This is a genomic window from Alteromonas sp. MmMcT2-5 (assembly GCF_022348315.1).
Taxonomy (GTDB): domain Bacteria; phylum Pseudomonadota; class Gammaproteobacteria; order Enterobacterales; family Alteromonadaceae; genus Alteromonas; species Alteromonas macleodii.
On sequence record NZ_JAKRFB010000015.1, the window covers coordinates 1 to 17,935 of the forward strand.

Consider the following 17,935-nt stretch of genomic DNA (forward strand, 5'->3'; position numbering starts at 1 on the left):
TACAACTGACGTAACTGGTGCTGTAGAGCTTCCAGAAGGCGTAGAAATGGTAATGCCTGGTGACAACCTTAAATTCAAAGTTGAGCTAATTGCTCCGATCGCGATGGAAGAAGGTCTTCGTTTCGCAATCCGTGAAGGTGGTCGTACAGTAGGTGCCGGTGTTGTATCTAAGATCCTAGACTAATCTAGACTTAGCAACACAAGCCAAGAAAAGCGCACTTAGGTGCGCTTTTTTATGCCTGCGATTTAGAACGTCACTCCCTCGCAATCTGCATAACAGAAAGCTTTGGGGAGAGAAGGAAACACGCCGTAAACTTACCCTTCTTTTTAAGTTAGAGCTTCGACACCGCCCCCCCTGCGTTGTAGAGTTTCAGAGGGCACAGCACTCACTCTCTAATACAGAAATAACTTAAGGCCCGGCGGGTTTTATGGGGAAGCGGACAAACTTATTTCAAAATGACTAGGTTCGAGGCTAGCCTTAATCGCAAGTTGAGCTATGCTTAGGCATTGATAAATTTGAAACTTATTATCGTCCTGCCTTTTTTCCGTCAGTGCGAAGTGGCAAACTCCATTTTAATGTTTTAACAAGGTTTTATAAGTAATGTCATTCGAGTCAGTTTTAAATGAATCGGAGTTCAGCACAATTGTTTTGGAAAATCGTAGTGCTTATGAGCAAGATTTATTAGGGTTTAATGAGTTACTTCACGCTGACTATCTCTTTTTAGGCGTCAAAAAAGCGGATAAAATTTCCGTATTAGTAGGGCTTGCGCACGACTCTCCAATTTCACAAATTGAATATGACCTGAAGGGTTCGCCTTGTGAAACTGTCTTGCTAACTGGAGCGTGTGGTTACAAGTCGGACATTTGCGAGCATTTTCCCGATGATCAAACCCTCAGTGAGCTTAATGCGCAAGGGTATTTAGGCGCGGGCCTCTTTAATGAGAAAAACCAAGATATTGGTTTACTCGTTGCTATTTTTAACACTCCCAAGCATGACATCAATGAGTGGTTACAAGTTTTCTCACTGCAAGCTAAGTTGTTTTCTACACAACTGCAGAAGGACTTTTTCGCAATAAAAACCGCGCGTAACCTAAGCCTTATTGATGAAATAAGCCGTATGTCGAAAACAGGGTCATGGGAGTTTTATCCTGAAACTGAAAAGTTAATATGGTCATCAGAGACATACCGTATCTTCGGTTTACCAGTCGGTAGTGCCATAAACGTCCAAAAAGCCATCAACTCTTTCGCCCCGGGATATACTGAGGAGTTAACGCTCGCATTTGATAACCTCCGTTTTCACCAACAGCCCTATGACATTCAGTGCAAAATTATCGATTCGTCAGGCACTATTCGATGGGTAAGAGCCTCTGGGAAAGCGGAGCTTTATAAGAATGGCGCAGTGAAGCGTCTTTTCGGTGCATTTGAAGATATTACTGAATATAAAACCGCGCTTACTCTCAATGAAGAGCGAGCGATGAAAATTCAAAATATTTTGAATAATATCAATGATGCTGTATTTAGTATCGACGTCAAGGGCACAATCACACATTGTAACGACATTGCGCTTAAAACGTTTGGTTACACGCGAAGCGAGTTAATCGCTCAATCTGTAGAGATTCTAATGCCAGAACCTTATGCGTCTAACCATGCTTTTTATATGCGCAATTATATGGAGACTGGGGTAGGTAAAATTATAGGAGTAGGTCGTCAGCTTCCGGCTAAGCGAAAAAACGGCGATATATTCCAGATGGAATTGTCATTGTCGGAGAGTTTTGACCAGGGTGAAAGGGGATTTATAGGTGTTATACGGGATATTAGTGAACGTATAGAAGCGCAGGATACCATTTATAACCTCGCTTATACTGACTCTGTTACCCGCCTTCGAAATCAGCAGTGGTTCCATCAACGCTTTAAAGACTTGATGTTACGCGCATCGTTGAAGCAAGAATATATACATATTTTGTTGTTAGATATCGATAATATGGCGCAAATTAATACGCGTTTCGGCTTTGGTAACGGCAACTATGCTATAAGAAAGATTGCAGAGCAGTTGCTTTTCGTCATCGGCCACGATTATGAAATTTTTAAATATGGCGGTGATAGTTTTGTCGTACTGTCTAAAAAAACCTACATAAAAGAAGACCTTCATAAATTTGATGCGAACTTAGTGGAAAGCGCACTCCTTAGTCCACGTCATTTCGATATTGTCATAAATTCAGTGAAATGGTCTCTTACTGCGTCACTTGGCAGTGCTATCTTTAACCCGCAAGGTCAAAGCTTTGAGTCAATCATCAATGTAATCGAACAGGCTGTTAAAAGGGCAAAAAGGTCGGCACCTTTTGGTCTTTGTCATATTTCAGAGGATGGGTTTAAAGAGTTCGACCGTTATTTAGATATAAAATCTAAGCTTGAACAAGCGATAGAACGCGATGAATTATCAATAGTACTTCAGCCTCAAGTTACCCATGATGGAACGGTTTCTTCTTTCGAAGCGTTGGTGCGGTGGTACTCGAAAGAGTTAGGTCCAGTAAGCCCAAGTGAATTTATTCCTATTGCCGAAGAGAGCTACGCTATCTGCGAAATAGGTGACATAGTTTTAAGAAAAACGCTGAGCGTTATTAGTAACTTCGTGAAAAGCGGTTTAAAAACCAGTATTGCGATCAACATAAGCGCTAGACAAATCGTTGTGCCTGACTTTATAAATTCGCTACTTTCTCGCGTAAATCAATACGGCATTCCACCTCACATGTTAATGCTGGAATTAACAGAAACTGCTTTAGTGGTGGATATTGAGCTGGTTAAGGAAACCATGCTTGAACTCGCAAGATTCGGCTTTCGCTTTTCAATTGATGATTTCGGTACTGGATATTCCAGTCTTGCATACCTGAAAGTTCTCCCTATCAGTGAGCTTAAAATTGATAAGTACTTTGTGGACGACATAGGAAAAGACTTTGATGGAAAAGCGGCGCAGATTGTTGATGCAATTATTGAAATGGCCAAAGCACTGAATGTCACATGTATTGCAGAGGGTGTAGAGAGTGAAGAGCAGCTAAAATACCTAATAGGTAAAGGCTGTGAAAAATTTCAAGGCTATTACTTCTCAAGGCCTGAACCGGAAGCACATTGGGCGGGAATCAATGAAAACACAAAACTACCCTAAATTTAAAGAAAGTTTGCAATTATCCGCTATTGGCTAGCCAAGTCTTGATCGTGTTCTAGGTTCTCTTTTCCACCTGAAAAAGCGGCTTTCTTGTAAGTTTTATAAGCTCCTTTTGTCATACTGTAACAATACCGAGTTATAATTTTTGAATTTAGTGCTGTGAGAGACTTTGATGATAACACGACGCCAGTTTTTAGTAGGCTCTTTGGCATTTGGTGGCCTAGCGACCAGTGCTTTTGGTAAGAAAATAAATTTGGCGTCTATGCCGATTAGTGAAGGCTATGGTGCACTAGTCGCCGACCCTCAAAAGCTGCTCGATTTACCTAAAGGCTTTAGCTATAAGGTTATATCAAGCCTTGGAAATAGCATGTCTGATGGTATGCATGTACCTGACAGAGCGGACGGTATGGGTTGTTTGCCTGTAGAAGGCAGTAGCGACAAAGTGGCGCTTATACGTAACCACGAACTGCACCCCAAACATTTAAGTGCTCAGCCACAGTCTATTCAAAAGCATACTAGCGAGTTGGCCTATGACAACTATCATAGTGGGGTTGCTTTACCAGGCGGCACCACAACCATGGTGTATAACCTTACCACCAAAATGGTAGAGCGAGAGTTTATCAGTCTTGTTGGAACGGTAAGAAACTGCTCGGGCGGCATTACGCCTTGGGGCACGTGGCTTACGTGTGAAGAGTCCGTAGACCGACCTCATGGCCCGAACGGCGATGTAGTAAACAAAGATCACGGCTACATATTTGAAGTACCTGCAAACGCTGACTCACTCATTGAAGCTAAACCGCTTAAAGCAATGGGGCGCTTTAACCATGAAGCGGCATGTGTTGACCCCAAAACCGGTATTGTTTACCTGACTGAAGATCAGGGTGACAGCTTGCTTTATCGCTTTGTACCTAACGAGTACGCTAACTTGGCAGCTGGCGGCCAATTAGAAGCCCTGGTAGTAAAAAATAAACCTCAGTTTGATACACGTAACTGGAATTCCACAACTATGCCATTGGCGACGTGGTTCGACGTTGAGTGGATAGCATTAGACAATCCAGAAAGCCCGAACGATGACTTACGCGCTAGAGGATATGAGAAAGGTGCTGCCTTATTCGCTCGCGGTGAAGGTATACATTGGGGTGAAGATGAGCTTTATTTTTGCTGTACTAATGGCGGCCAAAAGCAGCTCGGTCAAGTAATGAAACTTGTTCCTTCTGCTGATGGTAAACAAGACAAGCTTCAGCTATTTTTAGAAAGCGAAGACAAGAACTTATATAACTTCGGCGATAACTTAACCGTATGTCCAAACGGACATCTATTGGTGTGTGAAGACCAATATACCGACATTGTTGATAACCATTTACGCGGTGTTACACCAAATGGAGAGGTGTATAACTTTGCAAAACTCCATGCGCAAACTGAACTTGCTGGCGCGTGTTTCTCGCCTGACGGCAATACGCTTTTCGTGAATATTTACTCTCCAACGAAGACCTTAGCTATAACCGGGGCATGGCTTGAAGGTTAGAGATCAGAGGTTGGAGACCAGATATTAAGGGTTCTCTAGTAAACTGGCGTCATTTATTCTTATTACTTTAAAATGGCGCCGCTATCCCCAAAGTGTGAACTGCAAATTTCTATCGACCTTTCTTTCGTCACGCATCATTTACTTACTTTCATACCTTTTCTCGATTAACGAGTACCTTTACAATCTAATAAATTAATTATTTGAATCGTTTTAACCCGTTTTAATAGTTTTGTTCAATTAATGATAATGCGCTTAACTTAAGAAGGAGAGCCAAATGAGCGCACTATTAAAAAAGCTAACAACGGCGAATAGCCACCGTGTTTCCTCCACAACTAATCAACCCATTCGAACGCAATGCAATTACGCTGATAACTATTATGGCGACCAAGTTTGCGTAGAAGTCAAAGCCCCTAAACCTCGTACCAACCTTCATGTGGGAGTACAGCTGTGAGAACCTCAAAAATGCGGTTATCAATAACCACGAACAGCATGGTCAGCTACGCACAACGAGTACTAATCGCGATGTGAACTACCAGCCAAGTCGACGTCTTGATCTTAACGAAGAACCGGCGTTCCGTTACTCAAGCAAACCGCTTGCAGGTATGACGCAACAAATTCCGTTCTACAAAGAGCAGAACTTTAAACAAGCAGGGGAGTTTTTCAGAAAGCTAACCAAAGAAGGCCAGCAAAACCTGATTAATAACTTAGGTGGAGCACTGGCATCGGTGCCTGAAGAAGAAATCCGCGTCATTATTAGTGCTTATATGTACAACGCAGATAAAGACTACGGCAAAGGCGTAGCTAAACTAGCAAACGCACCAATGGCTAAAGTCCGTCAAACGGCGAAAGACTTGATGGAACAGCAGGCTGCACGTGCAGCTAAAGCGAAACAAGTTGCAGAAAGCCTGACGGCGCTAATGCAATAAACCAGAGCTACTAAAGTCAGAGCTACTTAAGTCAGAAATATTAAAGTCAGAAGTACTAAAAGGTGGACTATTTATCGTTGATAAATAGTCCACCCAATGCGTAGCTACCTAATTTCAATTACTTTTCACTTCATGCGTCGATAAATAAAGAGGGCACAATGTCTATTTTTAAGCACTCACTACTATCAACGCTGTTCGTTATTGTCACTCTATTCAGCTTCGATGCCAGTGCTGTAACACAAGTAACTAGCGCGGCGGACAAACCTGCGCAATCAGCTTCGCTATCTATGGAAGCACTAAAAGTGCGGTATTTCGACGCAGCTAGAGAAGGCGACAGCACCATGTTGCAAGCCTTTTATAACGCTGGGCTAGATGTAAACGTCGCAGATGAAAAAGGCTATACAGCACTTATTCTTGCGGCGTACCACGGTCACACTGACACCGTGAACTTTCTTATTGAGCAGGCGAAGGTAAACCCGTGTCAAGAAGACAACCGCGGGAATACTGCACTTATGGGCGCTATATTTAAAGGTCATGTCAGTGTGGCAAAGCAGCTGGTATTTGCCGATTGCGATATAGACGAAGAAAACGCACAAGGGCAAACGGCGCTAATGTTTGCAAGTCTCTTCAATAGACAAGAGGTTGTAAGCAGCCTAATAGAAAAAGGCGCAAATCCCAAGCATGTAGATAAAGCTGGTAACTCAGTGGCAGATATAGCCTTGTCGCAAGGCAATTACGCGCTGGCTGAGGCACTGAACAAAGATAATAAGTAGCTTACCTCACCGGCTTTACGAAATAGGGGAAGCAGAAAAACATTGGCTGATGCGCTTGCTGCTTCGCCACTAATACTAGAAAACCATGAATCTACCCAAATTACGGGTTACAGGCTGACCGTTTAGTTGCTGCGCTCACGTCTATCGTGTTAATTCTGGTATTGATCAAGAGTTTTGCGACATTTCACCGCGCTTTTGTTAACTTTCTTACTTTCTTTTATCGCTGTAAGCGTCAGTATCAAATGATTGATACGAGAAAGTTAGGGTTTGCAGAGTTAAAATCACTCGCAGAATTGGCGAATGAAATGGTCGAGTCCAAAAGAGATATTGAGGCGCGGCTAGCAAGTGTAGAAGCCGAGTTGGCCACTAAGAAAGCCTCATAACCACAGAGGGCACTTTTATTTCTTAAGCGGTCGACTCATTATTGCATCAATAAGGTATAAGCCAAGCAAGGTAGAAGCAAAAATGAAGTTTAACCGCTTAGGAAATAGCGACTTACAGGTGTCGGATGTGTGTTTGGGCACAATGACATGGGGCATTCAAAACACCCAACAAGATGCAGATGAGCAAATGGCGTTCGCCCTGGATAAAGGCGTGAACTTTGTCGATACGGCCGAAATGTATCCTGTTCCCCCAAATGTAGATACCTATGGCGATACAGAGCGCATTATCGGTAATTGGATTTCGAGGAACGAATCAAAGCGCTCTGACATTGTTTTAATGACTAAAATTGCTGGCAGCGGTTTGAAGTACATTCGCAACGCAGGGCCCATTACAGCTGACGCTATCGCAAACGCACTCACCTATTCATTAGAGCGCTTAAAAACCGATTATATCGACGTTTACCAGCTTCATTGGCCGAATAGAGTTACACCTCATTTCGGTAAGCATTGGCCGGATGGTGCTGATCCAACCAAAACCAATCGAGAAAAAGAACTGGATGGTATGCGTGATATCCTTTTAGGCATTAAGCGCGCGCTGGATGAAGGGAAAATTAGACACTGGGGGCTGTCAGATGACACGCCTTGGGGCATTCACGCCTTTCTTACACTTTGCAAAGAGCTGGATATGCCGCTTCCAGTTTCTATCCAAAATGAGTTCAGTTTACTTCATGCGAAAGACTGGCCTTATTTAATTGAAATGTGTGAACTAGAGAACATTGCTTACCTTCCGTGGTCGCCGTTAGCAACGGGTATGTTAAGTGGTAAGTATCAGGATGGAGCCAGACCGGAAGGTAGTCGTTGGACACTAGCTCAGCGTATGGGGTTATTTAGAGATAAAGCGCCAGCGCAGGCAGCTACAGCAGAATATATGAAGATTGCAGAAAACGCAGGAATAACACCTTCGCAGCTCGCGTTGGCGTGGTGTAAGCAAGTGCCTGGTGTTACCTCAACAATTATTGGTGCTACCACTGTGCCTCAACTTAAAGAAAATATAGACGCGTTTGATATTTCACTTTCGAAGGAAACATTGGACGACATTCACAGTGTACTAAGGCAGTATCCTTTAGGCTTCTAAGCGAATTTATTTTCTTCCTAAGAATGGCGGGGTAGTACTTCACTCCCCGTCATTTTTGTGTAATACGCACGTCATATTATGAGTTTTTCAAGTATGAAGTTGTGCGTATTATGTCAATGATTGACCCTCAACTAGCCCAGAACAGCGTGCTAGAAAAAGCACATAACTGGCGTAAGTGGTTTCTTTTAGCCTTGTTAGTCTATGTGATGTTATTAGCTGTCAGCATGATTGGCAGCGGATTCAAATTTGCTACTGGCGACCACGCGAAATCTCTTTTTAGTTTTGCTTCTAATCCTGTCATGGGATTGATTATTGGTATGGTGTGTACCGCACTTATTCAGTCTTCAAGTACGGTTACCTCTATTATTGTCGGAATGGTAGCGGGTGGTTTACCCATAACTATCGCTATACCCATGATGATGGGTGCCAACATTGGGACCAGTATTACCAACACCTTGGTGAGCCTTGGTCATGTTGCAAAAAAAGATGAGTTTCAACGAGCCTTCAATGCGGCCACTATTCATGACTTCTTCAATGTACTGTCGGTACTAATTTTCTTACCTCTTGAAATGGCGTTTGGTATTTTGGAGTTTTTAAGTGCCCAATTGGTTGCGCTTCTCCATACTGGTGAAGCCATCGGTGTGTCTGGTGTTAATCCTATTAAAGCGATGACGCAACCGGTAACAGACTTAGTTACACAAGCATTCTCCTTTTTACCTTCTATTTATCCGGGCGTAGCGAAAATAATTCTTGGTATTGGCCTTATTATGTTTTCAATTACCTACATGGGTAAAATTATGAAATCACTTATGGTGGGCAAGGCAAAGGCGTTATTGCGTACCAGCATAGGAAAAGGTCCGCTCTCTGGAATAACGTCGGGTGCTGTGATGACCGTGCTAGTGCAATCCTCGTCAACCACCACATCGCTTATGGTACCTTTGGTTGGTAGTGGAATTTTAAAAGCTAAGGATATCTATCCGTTCACATTGGGCGCGAATATAGGTACATGTATCACTGCGCTTATCGCAGCGTTGGGTGTAGTGGGGGTTAATAGTGGATTTGCACTACAAATAGCGCTAGTGCACCTGATTTATAACGTTCTGGGCGTTACGCTTATTTACGGGCTGCCTTTATTGCGCAATATTCCGCTCAATTTGTCTTATCAATTATCAGTGATAGCGGCAGAGCGGAAAATGTACGGCGCAGCTTATATCGGTGGCTTATTCTTTATTATGCCTTTGGGTATTATCTTCACCACTATGTAGCTAACGTAGCGCGCCATTCTATTTTCTGTATGCACAAAAAAACGGCGCTGATGAGCTCAGTGCCGTTTCTCTTTTTTAACTTAGTGCATGTATTAGAATGCGTATTTTGCTGAAACTTGGAAGCGGTTCATGTCGCCTTCAAGGCCGGCTTCAATTTCACGCTTTGCGAAAGCGTATTCAGCGCCAACGGTTAGCGCTTTAGTTGGCGAGTACAAGTAGTTTACACGTGTGCTATAAGTGCTTTCAGTGGTAGCTAAACCCGTTAATGATACGTCATTGTCTGCTTCAAACGCCGAGAACATGATGCTACTGCGCGCTTTTTCGCTCCACTTGTGACGATACGCAACGCCGTAACCTGTTGAGTCTATGGCTTCAAGGTCGCCGCTTTCGGTAAGTACTGCACCATTAACTGCGTTTAGCGCAGAGTATCTGCCTAAACCTTTACCCGTGTTGAACGTGAAGCGAATATCGTCGCCATTAGACAAATTGTATTTACCGGTTACCGATACACCAAAGCTGGTTTCGTCCGCATCAATGCCAGCGGCATTATCGTAAGACAACTGTCTTAATAAGCCCGCTACTTTTACATAACCCCAGTCATACTTTGACGTATAGGCAGCTACAAAGTCTGGAACGCTGCTGTCGTCACTCGTAATTCGGCTACCACCGCCAAATGGCGTAATGGTTGATTCTGGGTTTTCAAGGGCAAGCTGAAGGCCGCCGTTGGTATATCTCACCATAACTTGACGACCAAAGGTAATGCCGTCAGTCGTACCAACAAAGTCTAAAGATTCAGGTAAAGAACCTACGTCCATGAAAGTTGTCCATGTTTGACCTACCAACCAATTTTTGTAGGTCAGGTATGCGTGACGAACACGAGGAACGTAAGAGTTACTGATGCGCTCATCGCCGCCATCGGTCACTAAAAAGTCGAGCTCGAAAACACCGTTAATGGTATCGCCTTCAGCGGTTGGTGTTGAAGTAGCAAAGCGGAATCGCGATGTTCTAATGTGAGCATCAAATTGTGGATCTTCGTCAACGCCACCAACAGGTGTTAGTGAAGGAATATAGAAATCGCGACCTACGCTACCCGATGCAATGGTGCCATCTGAGTAGTCACTGACCATAGCGTCGACTTTAATGTAGCCTGTGAATTTCACACTTGTGTCGCCGATTGTTGCTGCTTGCGCTGCACCGGTAGATGCTGCTAGGCACAGCGCTACTGCTGTAGCCGTATTTTTTATTTTAGCTTTCATCGTGTCTGTTCCAAAAAAGTGGTTAAATAAATGTAAATTCAACGTTAACATTGCTGATTGTGTACTTATTATCTCAAAATTAAATAAGCCAATGGTCGCATAAGACTATAGTCGTAATACTTTTCTAGTAGAACCTTAGTTGTATGCTGCTAAGACCAAAGTCTCATTTTGCTTTGTGGGTGAATGGCTAGAGTGTTTCACCATACAACAAGAATTTACATCATTGATATTGGAGGCAATCTATATGACCGCCAGCAAAACTTATCCTGTGCCTGAGAACATTCTTCAGTCTACCCATTTAACCGCATCTCAATACGACGAGATGTACAAGCAATCTGTAGAGCAACCTGAAGCGTTCTGGGCTGAGCACGCATCCATGCTTGAGTGGTATCAAAAGCCAACCAAAATTAAAAACACGATGTTTGGCGAAAACGATGTGTCGATAAAATGGTTTGAAGATGGTGAGCTAAATGCCAGCTATAATTGTATTGACCGCCATCTGGCTAACAATGCCACAAAAGTTGCCTTTCACTGGGAAGGCGACTCACCAGAAGATAGCCAAGATATCACGTATCAACAAGTACACTATGAAGTTTGTAAATTAGCGAATGCACTTAAAGAAATGGGCGTAGCAAAAGGTGATCGTGTTGCGATTTACATGCCGATGGTACCTGAGGCTGCCTACGCCATGCTAGCGTGTGCCCGAATTGGTGCAGTACATTCGGTGATTTTCGGTGGATTTTCACCTAACGCGATTGCCGATCGTATCAACGACAGCAACGCCAAAGTCGTGATTACTGCTGATGAAGGCCGTCGTGCTGGAAGAAGTATTCCACTGAAAGCGAATGTGGATAAAGCACTGTCTGGTGATGCGTGTCCGTCTATTACTCATGTTTTAGTTCATAAGCTCACAGGAGGAGAAGTAGACTGGAATGGTAAGCACGATGTGTGGTGGCATGACGCTGTTGATGGCGTGTCAGCGCAGTGTGAACCAGAGGTAATGAACGCGGAAGACCCACTGTTTATCCTTTATACATCAGGCTCTACTGGAACGCCAAAAGGTGTAGTACACACCACGGGCGGGTATCTCTTATATTCTGCGATGACCTTTAAATATGCCTTTGACTACAAAGAAGACGATATTTATTGGTGTACCGCTGATGTAGGCTGGATCACAGGCCACAGCTACATGGTTTATGGCCCTATGGTGAACGCCGCATCACAAGTGTTCTTTGAGGGTGTACCAACCTATCCAGACGTTAAGCGTATTGCTCAGGTAGTGGAAAAATACAAAGTAAATAGTTTATATACCGCGCCAACTGCTATCCGCGCATTAATGGCCCACGGAGATGTTCCAGCTGAAGGGTGTGATGTCTCATCGCTTCGTCTGTTAGGAACAGTAGGTGAACCTATTAATCCTGAAGCATGGGAATGGTACCACCGCGTAATTGGTATGAGCCGTTGTCCAATCATCGATACATGGTGGCAGACAGAAACAGGTGGACACATGATCCTGCCTTTACCTGGCGCTACGGAGTTGAAGCCTGGCTCAGCGACCCGTCCATTCTTCGGCATTCAGCCTGCGCTATTTGATGCTGACGGTAATGAGCTTGAAGGGGCAGCAGAAGGTAATCTTGTTATTAAAGACAGCTGGCCTAGCCAAGCTCGAACGGTTTATGGCGATCATCAGCGCTTTATTAACACCTACTTTAGCGCGTACAAAGGTGTGTACTTCACCGGTGATGGTGCTCGTTGCGACGAAGATGGCTTCTACTGGATCACCGGTCGTGTAGATGACGTGCTAAACGTTTCTGGACACCGTTTGGGCACCGCTGAAATCGAAAGCGCACTTGTTGCCCATCCTAAAGTGGCTGAGGCTGCCGTTGTTGGCTTCCCACATGATATCAAAGGGCAGGGTATCTACGTTTACGTAACGCCAAATGAAGGGGTTGAAGCAGATGAAGCCCTTACTAAAGAGCTTAAGGCGTGGGTGCGTCAAGAGCTAAGCCCGATTGCTACACCTGATATGATCCAATGGTCTCGTGGATTACCTAAAACCCGCTCTGGTAAAATTATGCGCCGTATTTTGCGTAAGATTGCCGCCAATGAGCATGAGCAATTAGGTGACACATCTACGTTGGCGGATCCATCGGTTGTTGATACACTGATAGAGGAACGTCTAAATAAGTAGAAACTAAGGATATAGACAATGATAACCCTTCTAATCGCTGATGATCATCCGCTGTATCGCGATGCACTAAGAGGCGCGTTGTCGTTGTCACTTCCAGCCTTAACCCTCAAAGAGGCGGGAGACCTTAACACTACAGTCGATATTCTCAACAACGAGGATATCGACTTATTGTTGCTTGATTTGCACATGCCGGGTAGCAATGATTTGTTTGGTTTGCTGCATATTCGAAAACTCTTTCCCGAACTTCCTGTTGCCGTAGTCTCTGGCACAGAAGACACCACACTTATTTCAAAGATTATTAGCGTGGGCGCGCTAGGGTTCATCCCAAAAACTGCCAGTGCGCAGGATATTGCAAACGCCGTAGAAGCAATTCTGGATGGCGATGTATGGCTACCTGATAACTTAAGTGAAGACGTTGATGAGGTGAATGAAGAGTTCTCTGAATTAGCGGATAAAGTTGCCTCGCTAACGCCTTCGCAATACAAGGTGCTTTGTTACATGCGAGACGGCTTGCTGAACAAGCAAATTGGCTTTAATTTAGATATCGCAGAGGCCACGGTTAAAGCGCATGTTACTGCTATCTTTAAAAAGTTGGGCATAAACAACCGCACACAAGCGGTACTTATTGCTTCACAACTTGAGTTGGAGCCGCCGGTTCAGTAGCGTCGAACTTAAGCACGGCTTCTGAGGTAGCAAATTCCGGTAAGAACTTTTCCAATGCCAAGCGGCTTTGTTCACTGAGCAAAGGATTGTCAATTTCAATAACCGTTCGCCCTTCGGTAAGTGCCATACCTTCTCTAAAGTTATCATGAGCTAACAGTAGCTCCTGAAACTTACCCGTTTCGAAGAGCCTTAACAGACCCTCAGCTATCCGCCCGGCTAATGCCTGATTGTCGCTTCCTACAAAGAAAAAGATGGGGCTTGGATACGATATTATAAGGTGTTCATCAATAGTTAGGCCGCGAGAAAGGGTTTTGTCTGAAAGCTCCTCTTTGATTTCCATTACGCTTCTTGGAAACATATCGGCGAAGCCTTCCGAAACAATGCGAAATGACGCTCGGTAGGTCGTTTCCAACACTGGGATATCGTTTGCGCGAAATATCTTCGTATCGGGCCAGTCGTAGCCCAAAACCGCGCGGTATGCTCGTAACGCGTTTAATGACTTTACTTCTTTAAGTCGCGTATCGCCTTCTCTGACCAGCAGTGCACGCTTACCTAAAAGACCCGCCATAATGGGAATGCGAATGGGCAGGAACTGACGTTCACGCTCTGTTGAGGTAACGCTCCACGTCACGTCTAGCATGTGGTGTTCAAGGCTGCGTAGTTGACGTTCTTGCGCCGTTTCTTGGTCGCTGACAATCAGTTCAAAAGAGCCGTATTGAGGTTCAGTAACGCGCAGCGATTCTGTGAGAAGACGTTTAGCGTAGGCGTATACGGCATCTCGCCCAGGATGAATGTTTGGCAGGCGGAGAACGGTGTGAGGTAAGTCAGTACTTACCTCGTTTGTGTTTATCTGCTGAGCATGAGCACTCAATGGTGTAACTACACTCAACAGCAAAGCGGCAACAATTCGGGCTTTTTTCGTAACGTCCATATTGTATTTTTCATGCACTAAACGCATGCCTTACTGCAAGTTGCCCAAGGGATCCAGCTAACATTTCCCTTATGGCTAACTTGTAATGTTAATCTTTCCCCGTCAGCAAAAAGTCGTGTTCGGGGTCTACAATAAATTGACCACTCATCGCTTCTCTTCCGAGCAGCATCAAATAGGTCATTTCAGAGCGGTCCGTTAGGGTTAACTGAATATCCCACTGGTACCCGTCCATTATTATAGGCGTAATTATAACATAGCGCTTCTCAAGTGTAGCCGTTGAGCTTTTTACGCGTTTTTGTCCTTCTACACGTGCTTCTCTGCGAACCACGCGTTCGACGTTGTGAATGTCCGGATGAATATCAAATTTAATCCATAATTCACCGTCTTGATCAAACTCTTCAATGTTGTCCACATGAAGTGAAGACGTTGCCGCCCCTGTATCAACGCGTACGTTCAAATCAGAGATGGCGAGTTTGGGTAAATCGCACAGCTCTACCGCACCAACAATTTTTTTATTGTTCATCAGTTTTTCTACCAATTTTATAAAACAGGCCCCTGTTCTGGTGGCAATAAATTGTCTTGTAATAATTCTACGTGTTCTGCAACAGTATCAGGCTCTGAAAAGTATGCAATGTGGTAAACCGCTTCACCTTCTTGGGTAAGCGGAATATTTTGTTTACCAATTACAACACCTTCTGCAGGGCTTTCAAGGCTGTCTAAATAATTGCCAAACGGATCAGCAATAATGGCCAGTTTGTCACCTTTCTCAACATGGTCACCTAGCTGTGCTAAATGCGTCACAAAGCCACTTTCTGGCGCTCGAACCCATCCACTTTGGCGCGCTATAAAACGCTCGATACTGTGGCCCTTGCTGCGGCTTTTATTCAGCATGCCCAAATGACGCATGGTATTAATAATGCCTCTTACGCCGGCACGAATAGAAAACTCGTCATAACGTAACGCTTGGCCTGCTTCGTAAAGCAGAATTTTAACGCCACTTTCACTGGCCGATTCGCGCAAAGAGCCATCGCGTAACTCTGCGTTAAGAAGTACAGGTACGCCAAACGCTTTTGCCATTTCCAGTACTTCTGGGTCGTCTAAGTCAGCGCGAATCTGTGGCAAGTTACTACGGTGTATAGCGCCGGTGTGAAGGTCAATGCCGACATCGCACTTACTTACCACTTCTTTGAAAAACAAGTTGGCTAATCTACCGGCAAGCGAACCTTTTTTACTCCCTGGAAAACTGCGGTTCAAATCGCGTCTATCGGGTAAATAACGAGACTGGTTTAGTACGCCGTACACATTAACCATAGGCACCGCGATAAGGGTTCCTCTTAGGCGTTCAATCGCTTTTGAGCGGATAAGTCTGCCTACTATTTCGATGCCATTTAATTCGTCACCGTGAATGGCTGCGCTGACGAACATAATGGGACCTGGTCGCTTTCCTCGTTTAACGTAAACCGGAATGCTCATATTGGTGGCCGTGTACAACGGCGGCATTTCTAACTCAATCTTTTTTGTTTCGCCAGGAGCAATGTTTTCACCCCCAATTCTTAAAACATCATTTACCACTAACGTTTTCCTATATTTACGTTATTGCATAGCAAAGGTTAAAGGGCGCTAGCCCTTTCCACGGGTTTTTGTTTTGTGCGGCTCTGCGCTTTTTTCAATGAACTCGATGATCATACTGGCCACATCTTTATTGGTCGCCTTCTCAATGCCTTCAAGGCCCGGCGAAGAGTTTACTTCCATAACGACTGGACCGTTGTTCGAACGAAGAATATCCACGCCACAACAATTTAGTCCCATCGTTTTAGCCGCATCTACCGCTGTTTTGCGTTCCGCTGGACTTAGGCGAACTAAACTTGCCTGACCGCCACGGTGAAGGTTAGAGCGGAATTCCCCAGGTGCTGCTTGGCGCTTCATCGCTGCTACAACTTTTCCACCTACCACAAAGCAACGAATATCTGCACCGCCCGCTTCTTTAATGAACTCTTGCACTAAAATACTGGCGTTAAGACCCATAAAGGCTTCAATGATCGACTCTGCCGCTTTTTGCGTGTCGGCCAATACCACGCCAATACCTTGCGTGCCTTCAAGTAACTTAATAACCACTGGGGCGCCGCCAACCGTCTTAATAACATCATCGATTTTATCAGGGTGGTGTGCGAAGCCTGTTCTCGGCATACCTATGCCTTTACGTGATAAAAGCTGCAATGAACGCAATTTATCTCGAGAGCGGCTGATAGCAACCGACTCGTTAAGGCTGTATGTGCCCATCATTTCAAATTGGCGAACGACTGATGTGCCATAAAAGCTAACCGATGCGCCAATTCGAGGGATCACTGCATCGTAATAGGGTAGTCGCTTACCGTTATAGCGAACTGACGGTCGCGCACTGGTGATATCCATGTAGCAGTGCATGGTATCGATAACGTCAACCTGATGCCCGCGAGCCTGCCCAGCTTCGACTAAGCGTGAAGTAGAGTAAAGACGAGGATTTCTAGAAAGAATTGCAATGCGCATTATAAAAAAGCCTGTAGTTTGTGTTTTATTTTGTCGTTTTATCGACCAATCTATTACCACGTTAGAACGTGATGATACCAATCCGTATAGATAATTGCCCATTCAGAAGGCGCTGGCAAGTTTCCTAGCGAAGCGTGGGAATGCAGGAATGGCTGTTCCCTTTCAAATTCCCAGAATGAAGCTAGGAAGCTTGCCAGACCTTCCCGAAGGGCGAGTTTAAAATGTCCGTGCTCTTTGTTGTGTCACCTTGATGTAGAACCACTATACCTGCGGTAACACGCCGCGATTACGAACATTTTAACTCTCGCTGAGTGGGTAATTATCTATGCGGACTGGTATTAATTAGACAAGTCATTTTTGCGCGCATACTAATGTAAGTGTTCGGGGGTGTCTTACGAATAATTCTTGTTGTGTCGATTGCTTTTAATGCATGAACTTGACTGTTTTTCACGTTAGCATTAGAGCGCGTCGGCCTTTTTAACGTAAAATCAGAATTTAAGGTCAGTCTGCTTAACGAAAAAATGTAAGGATTTGGGTTAATGAATGAGTGGTGGCATGGGTTTTTGGCGTGGTTAACTCAGTACCAGTCAAATGTCGTGTGGAGTGGTTTGGTTTTACTAATTTATTTGGCGATGTCTCGTAAGTTGCTGCCAAAATTAGAAACCAACATCGTAAAGTCAAAGCTAAAATCAAATAGTGCTATTAAAGGGCTTTTTGCTGCACGGGTTATTGTTGCTACAGTATCGTTAGCCTTGTTGTTGCTAGCATGGGGGATCGATTTTTCTGGGCTCTTAGTGCTTTCCACTTCTATCATCACGGTAACCGGTGTTGCGCTTTTTGCTAGTTGGTCACTCATCAGTAACATCACTGCGTACTTTATTTTGCTCACAAACGTAGCCTATCGCAGAGGTAATTATGTGCGCATTCTCGACGGCGATAACTTCATTGAAGGTGTGATTGCCGATGTAGGGCCGTTTAGCACGCGCTTGCTTACCGCTGAGCGTGAAACCCTCATGTATCCTAATAACCTAATTTTAACCCGTCCTGTTTTGCTCAACCCTAAAGAGAAGTGGGGAGCAATGGGAAAAGTGGTGGCAAAGTCGAGCGTAGAAACGCCGGTGGTTAAAATTGAAGAAAGTAAACCACACGACGAATTACTCTAGACGTCTTTCCTTATACATATAGCGAAAAACATGCAGCG

Annotated in this window: 15 protein-coding genes and 2 pseudogenes; 12 read left to right on the forward strand and 5 right to left on the reverse strand. The window is 44.4% G+C overall.

Annotation, left to right across the window (positions count from 1 at the left end; translation table 11 throughout):
* From tuf to MHN09_RS08530, 9 genes and pseudogenes are all read left to right on the forward strand, one after another.
* Nucleotides 1-184 (forward strand): annotated as a pseudogene (tuf, locus tag MHN09_RS08490) (elongation factor Tu); the annotation flags it as partial.
* A gap of 417 nt (nucleotides 185-601) precedes the next feature.
* A complete protein-coding gene (locus tag MHN09_RS08495; protein ID WP_239240168.1) occupies nucleotides 602-3,160 on the forward strand; it encodes a GGDEF domain-containing phosphodiesterase in 2,559 nt (852 codons plus the stop codon).
* Between the two features lie 172 nt (nucleotides 3,161-3,332).
* On the forward strand, nucleotides 3,333-4,685 hold the full coding sequence (locus tag MHN09_RS08500; RefSeq protein WP_239240171.1) for an alkaline phosphatase PhoX: 1,353 nt from the start codon (nucleotides 3,333-3,335) through the stop codon (nucleotides 4,683-4,685).
* Nucleotides 4,686-4,959: 274 nt separating this feature from the next.
* Nucleotides 4,960-5,136 carry a hypothetical protein gene (locus MHN09_RS08505; RefSeq protein ID WP_155279885.1) on the forward strand — a complete coding sequence of 59 codons (177 nt, stop codon included), beginning with the start codon at nucleotides 4,960-4,962 and terminating at the stop codon, nucleotides 5,134-5,136.
* A gap of 7 nt (nucleotides 5,137-5,143) precedes the next feature.
* A pseudogene (locus MHN09_RS08510) lies at nucleotides 5,144-5,611 on the forward strand (catalase-related domain-containing protein); the annotation flags it as partial.
* Between the two features lie 158 nt (nucleotides 5,612-5,769).
* Nucleotides 5,770-6,384: an ankyrin repeat domain-containing protein gene (locus MHN09_RS08515; RefSeq protein ID WP_171338365.1), complete on the forward strand. Its 615-nt coding sequence runs from the start codon at nucleotides 5,770-5,772 to the stop codon at nucleotides 6,382-6,384.
* A 242-nt stretch (nucleotides 6,385-6,626) separates the two neighbouring features.
* Nucleotides 6,627-6,767: a hypothetical protein gene (locus MHN09_RS08520; protein WP_239240177.1), complete on the forward strand. Its 141-nt coding sequence runs from the start codon at nucleotides 6,627-6,629 to the stop codon at nucleotides 6,765-6,767.
* 82 nt (nucleotides 6,768-6,849) lie between these two features.
* Entirely contained in the window at nucleotides 6,850-7,902 is a 1,053-nt protein-coding gene (locus tag MHN09_RS08525; protein ID WP_014950828.1) for an aldo/keto reductase, read from the forward strand.
* 110 nt (nucleotides 7,903-8,012) lie between these two features.
* Nucleotides 8,013-9,167, forward strand: coding sequence for a Na/Pi symporter (locus tag MHN09_RS08530; protein WP_239240180.1), 1,155 nt, complete (start codon nucleotides 8,013-8,015; stop codon nucleotides 9,165-9,167).
* A 92-nt stretch (nucleotides 9,168-9,259) separates the two neighbouring features.
* Here MHN09_RS08530 and MHN09_RS08535 read toward each other — a convergent pair whose 3' ends face one another.
* Nucleotides 9,260-10,423 (reverse strand): DcaP family trimeric outer membrane transporter, encoded by a 1,164-nt coding sequence (locus tag MHN09_RS08535; protein ID WP_187447297.1) that lies wholly within the window; start codon nucleotides 10,421-10,423, stop codon nucleotides 9,260-9,262.
* Between the two features lie 244 nt (nucleotides 10,424-10,667).
* Here MHN09_RS08535 and acs point away from each other — a divergent pair, with 244 nt between their 5' ends.
* Both acs and MHN09_RS08545 read left to right on the forward strand, forming a co-directional pair.
* Nucleotides 10,668-12,614 (forward strand): acetate--CoA ligase, encoded by a 1,947-nt coding sequence (gene acs / locus MHN09_RS08540; RefSeq protein WP_239240183.1) that lies wholly within the window; start codon nucleotides 10,668-10,670, stop codon nucleotides 12,612-12,614.
* 18 nt (nucleotides 12,615-12,632) lie between these two features.
* The gene (locus MHN09_RS08545; RefSeq protein WP_014950824.1) at nucleotides 12,633-13,277 is read left to right on the forward strand and encodes a response regulator transcription factor; all 645 of its coding nucleotides are present in this window, start codon (nucleotides 12,633-12,635) and stop codon (nucleotides 13,275-13,277) included.
* On the opposite strand, the gene MHN09_RS08550 is transcribed toward MHN09_RS08545, so the two are convergent.
* The 4 genes from MHN09_RS08550 to rimK all read right to left on the reverse strand — a co-directional run bounded on the left by MHN09_RS08550 (nucleotide 13,237) and on the right by rimK (nucleotide 16,734).
* Nucleotides 13,237-14,235 carry an amino acid ABC transporter substrate-binding protein gene (locus MHN09_RS08550; protein WP_239240186.1) on the reverse strand — a complete coding sequence of 333 codons (999 nt, stop codon included), beginning with the start codon at nucleotides 14,233-14,235 and terminating at the stop codon, nucleotides 13,237-13,239. The genes MHN09_RS08545 and MHN09_RS08550 overlap by 41 nt on opposite strands.
* 61 nt (nucleotides 14,236-14,296) lie before the next feature.
* On the reverse strand, nucleotides 14,297-14,731 hold the full coding sequence (locus tag MHN09_RS08555) for a RimK/LysX family protein (protein WP_014950822.1): 435 nt from the start codon (nucleotides 14,729-14,731) through the stop codon (nucleotides 14,297-14,299).
* A gap of 17 nt (nucleotides 14,732-14,748) precedes the next feature.
* Complete coding sequence (locus MHN09_RS08560) at nucleotides 14,749-15,780, reverse strand: succinylglutamate desuccinylase/aspartoacylase family protein (protein ID WP_014950821.1); 1,032 nt, start codon at nucleotides 15,778-15,780, stop codon at nucleotides 14,749-14,751.
* Nucleotides 15,781-15,828: 48 nt separating this feature from the next.
* Nucleotides 15,829-16,734 carry a 30S ribosomal protein S6--L-glutamate ligase gene (gene rimK, locus MHN09_RS08565; RefSeq protein WP_014950820.1) on the reverse strand — a complete coding sequence of 302 codons (906 nt, stop codon included), beginning with the start codon at nucleotides 16,732-16,734 and terminating at the stop codon, nucleotides 15,829-15,831.
* Nucleotides 16,735-17,273: 539 nt separating this feature from the next.
* On the opposite strand from rimK, the gene MHN09_RS08570 reads away from it, so the two are divergent.
* A complete protein-coding gene (locus tag MHN09_RS08570) occupies nucleotides 17,274-17,897 on the forward strand; it encodes a mechanosensitive ion channel family protein (RefSeq protein WP_014950819.1) in 624 nt (207 codons plus the stop codon).
* Nucleotides 17,898-17,935: the final 38 nt, after the last annotated feature.

Coding starts and splice junctions, on each gene's coding strand:
- MHN09_RS08515 (WP_171338365.1), top strand. CDS start 5,770: ATGTCTATTTTTAAGCACTCACTACTATCAACGCTGTTCGTTATTGTC.
- MHN09_RS08500 (WP_239240171.1), top strand. CDS start 3,333: ATGATAACACGACGCCAGTTTTTAGTAGGCTCTTTGGCATTTGGTGGC.
- MHN09_RS08520 (WP_239240177.1), top strand. CDS start 6,627: ATGATTGATACGAGAAAGTTAGGGTTTGCAGAGTTAAAATCACTCGCA.
- MHN09_RS08550 (WP_239240186.1), bottom strand. CDS start 14,235: ATGCGTTTAGTGCATGAAAAATACAATATGGACGTTACGAAAAAAGCC.
- MHN09_RS08505 (WP_155279885.1), top strand. CDS start 4,960: ATGAGCGCACTATTAAAAAAGCTAACAACGGCGAATAGCCACCGTGTT.
- MHN09_RS08495 (WP_239240168.1), top strand. CDS start 602: ATGTCATTCGAGTCAGTTTTAAATGAATCGGAGTTCAGCACAATTGTT.
- MHN09_RS08545 (WP_014950824.1), top strand. CDS start 12,633: ATGATAACCCTTCTAATCGCTGATGATCATCCGCTGTATCGCGATGCA.
- acs (WP_239240183.1), top strand. CDS start 10,668: ATGACCGCCAGCAAAACTTATCCTGTGCCTGAGAACATTCTTCAGTCT.
- rimK (WP_014950820.1), bottom strand. CDS start 16,734: ATGCGCATTGCAATTCTTTCTAGAAATCCTCGTCTTTACTCTACTTCA.
- MHN09_RS08525 (WP_014950828.1), top strand. CDS start 6,850: ATGAAGTTTAACCGCTTAGGAAATAGCGACTTACAGGTGTCGGATGTG.
- MHN09_RS08530 (WP_239240180.1), top strand. CDS start 8,013: ATGTCAATGATTGACCCTCAACTAGCCCAGAACAGCGTGCTAGAAAAA.
- MHN09_RS08570 (WP_014950819.1), top strand. CDS start 17,274: ATGAATGAGTGGTGGCATGGGTTTTTGGCGTGGTTAACTCAGTACCAG.
- MHN09_RS08535 (WP_187447297.1), bottom strand. CDS start 10,423: ATGAAAGCTAAAATAAAAAATACGGCTACAGCAGTAGCGCTGTGCCTA.
- MHN09_RS08555 (WP_014950822.1), bottom strand. CDS start 14,731: ATGAACAATAAAAAAATTGTTGGTGCGGTAGAGCTGTGCGATTTACCC.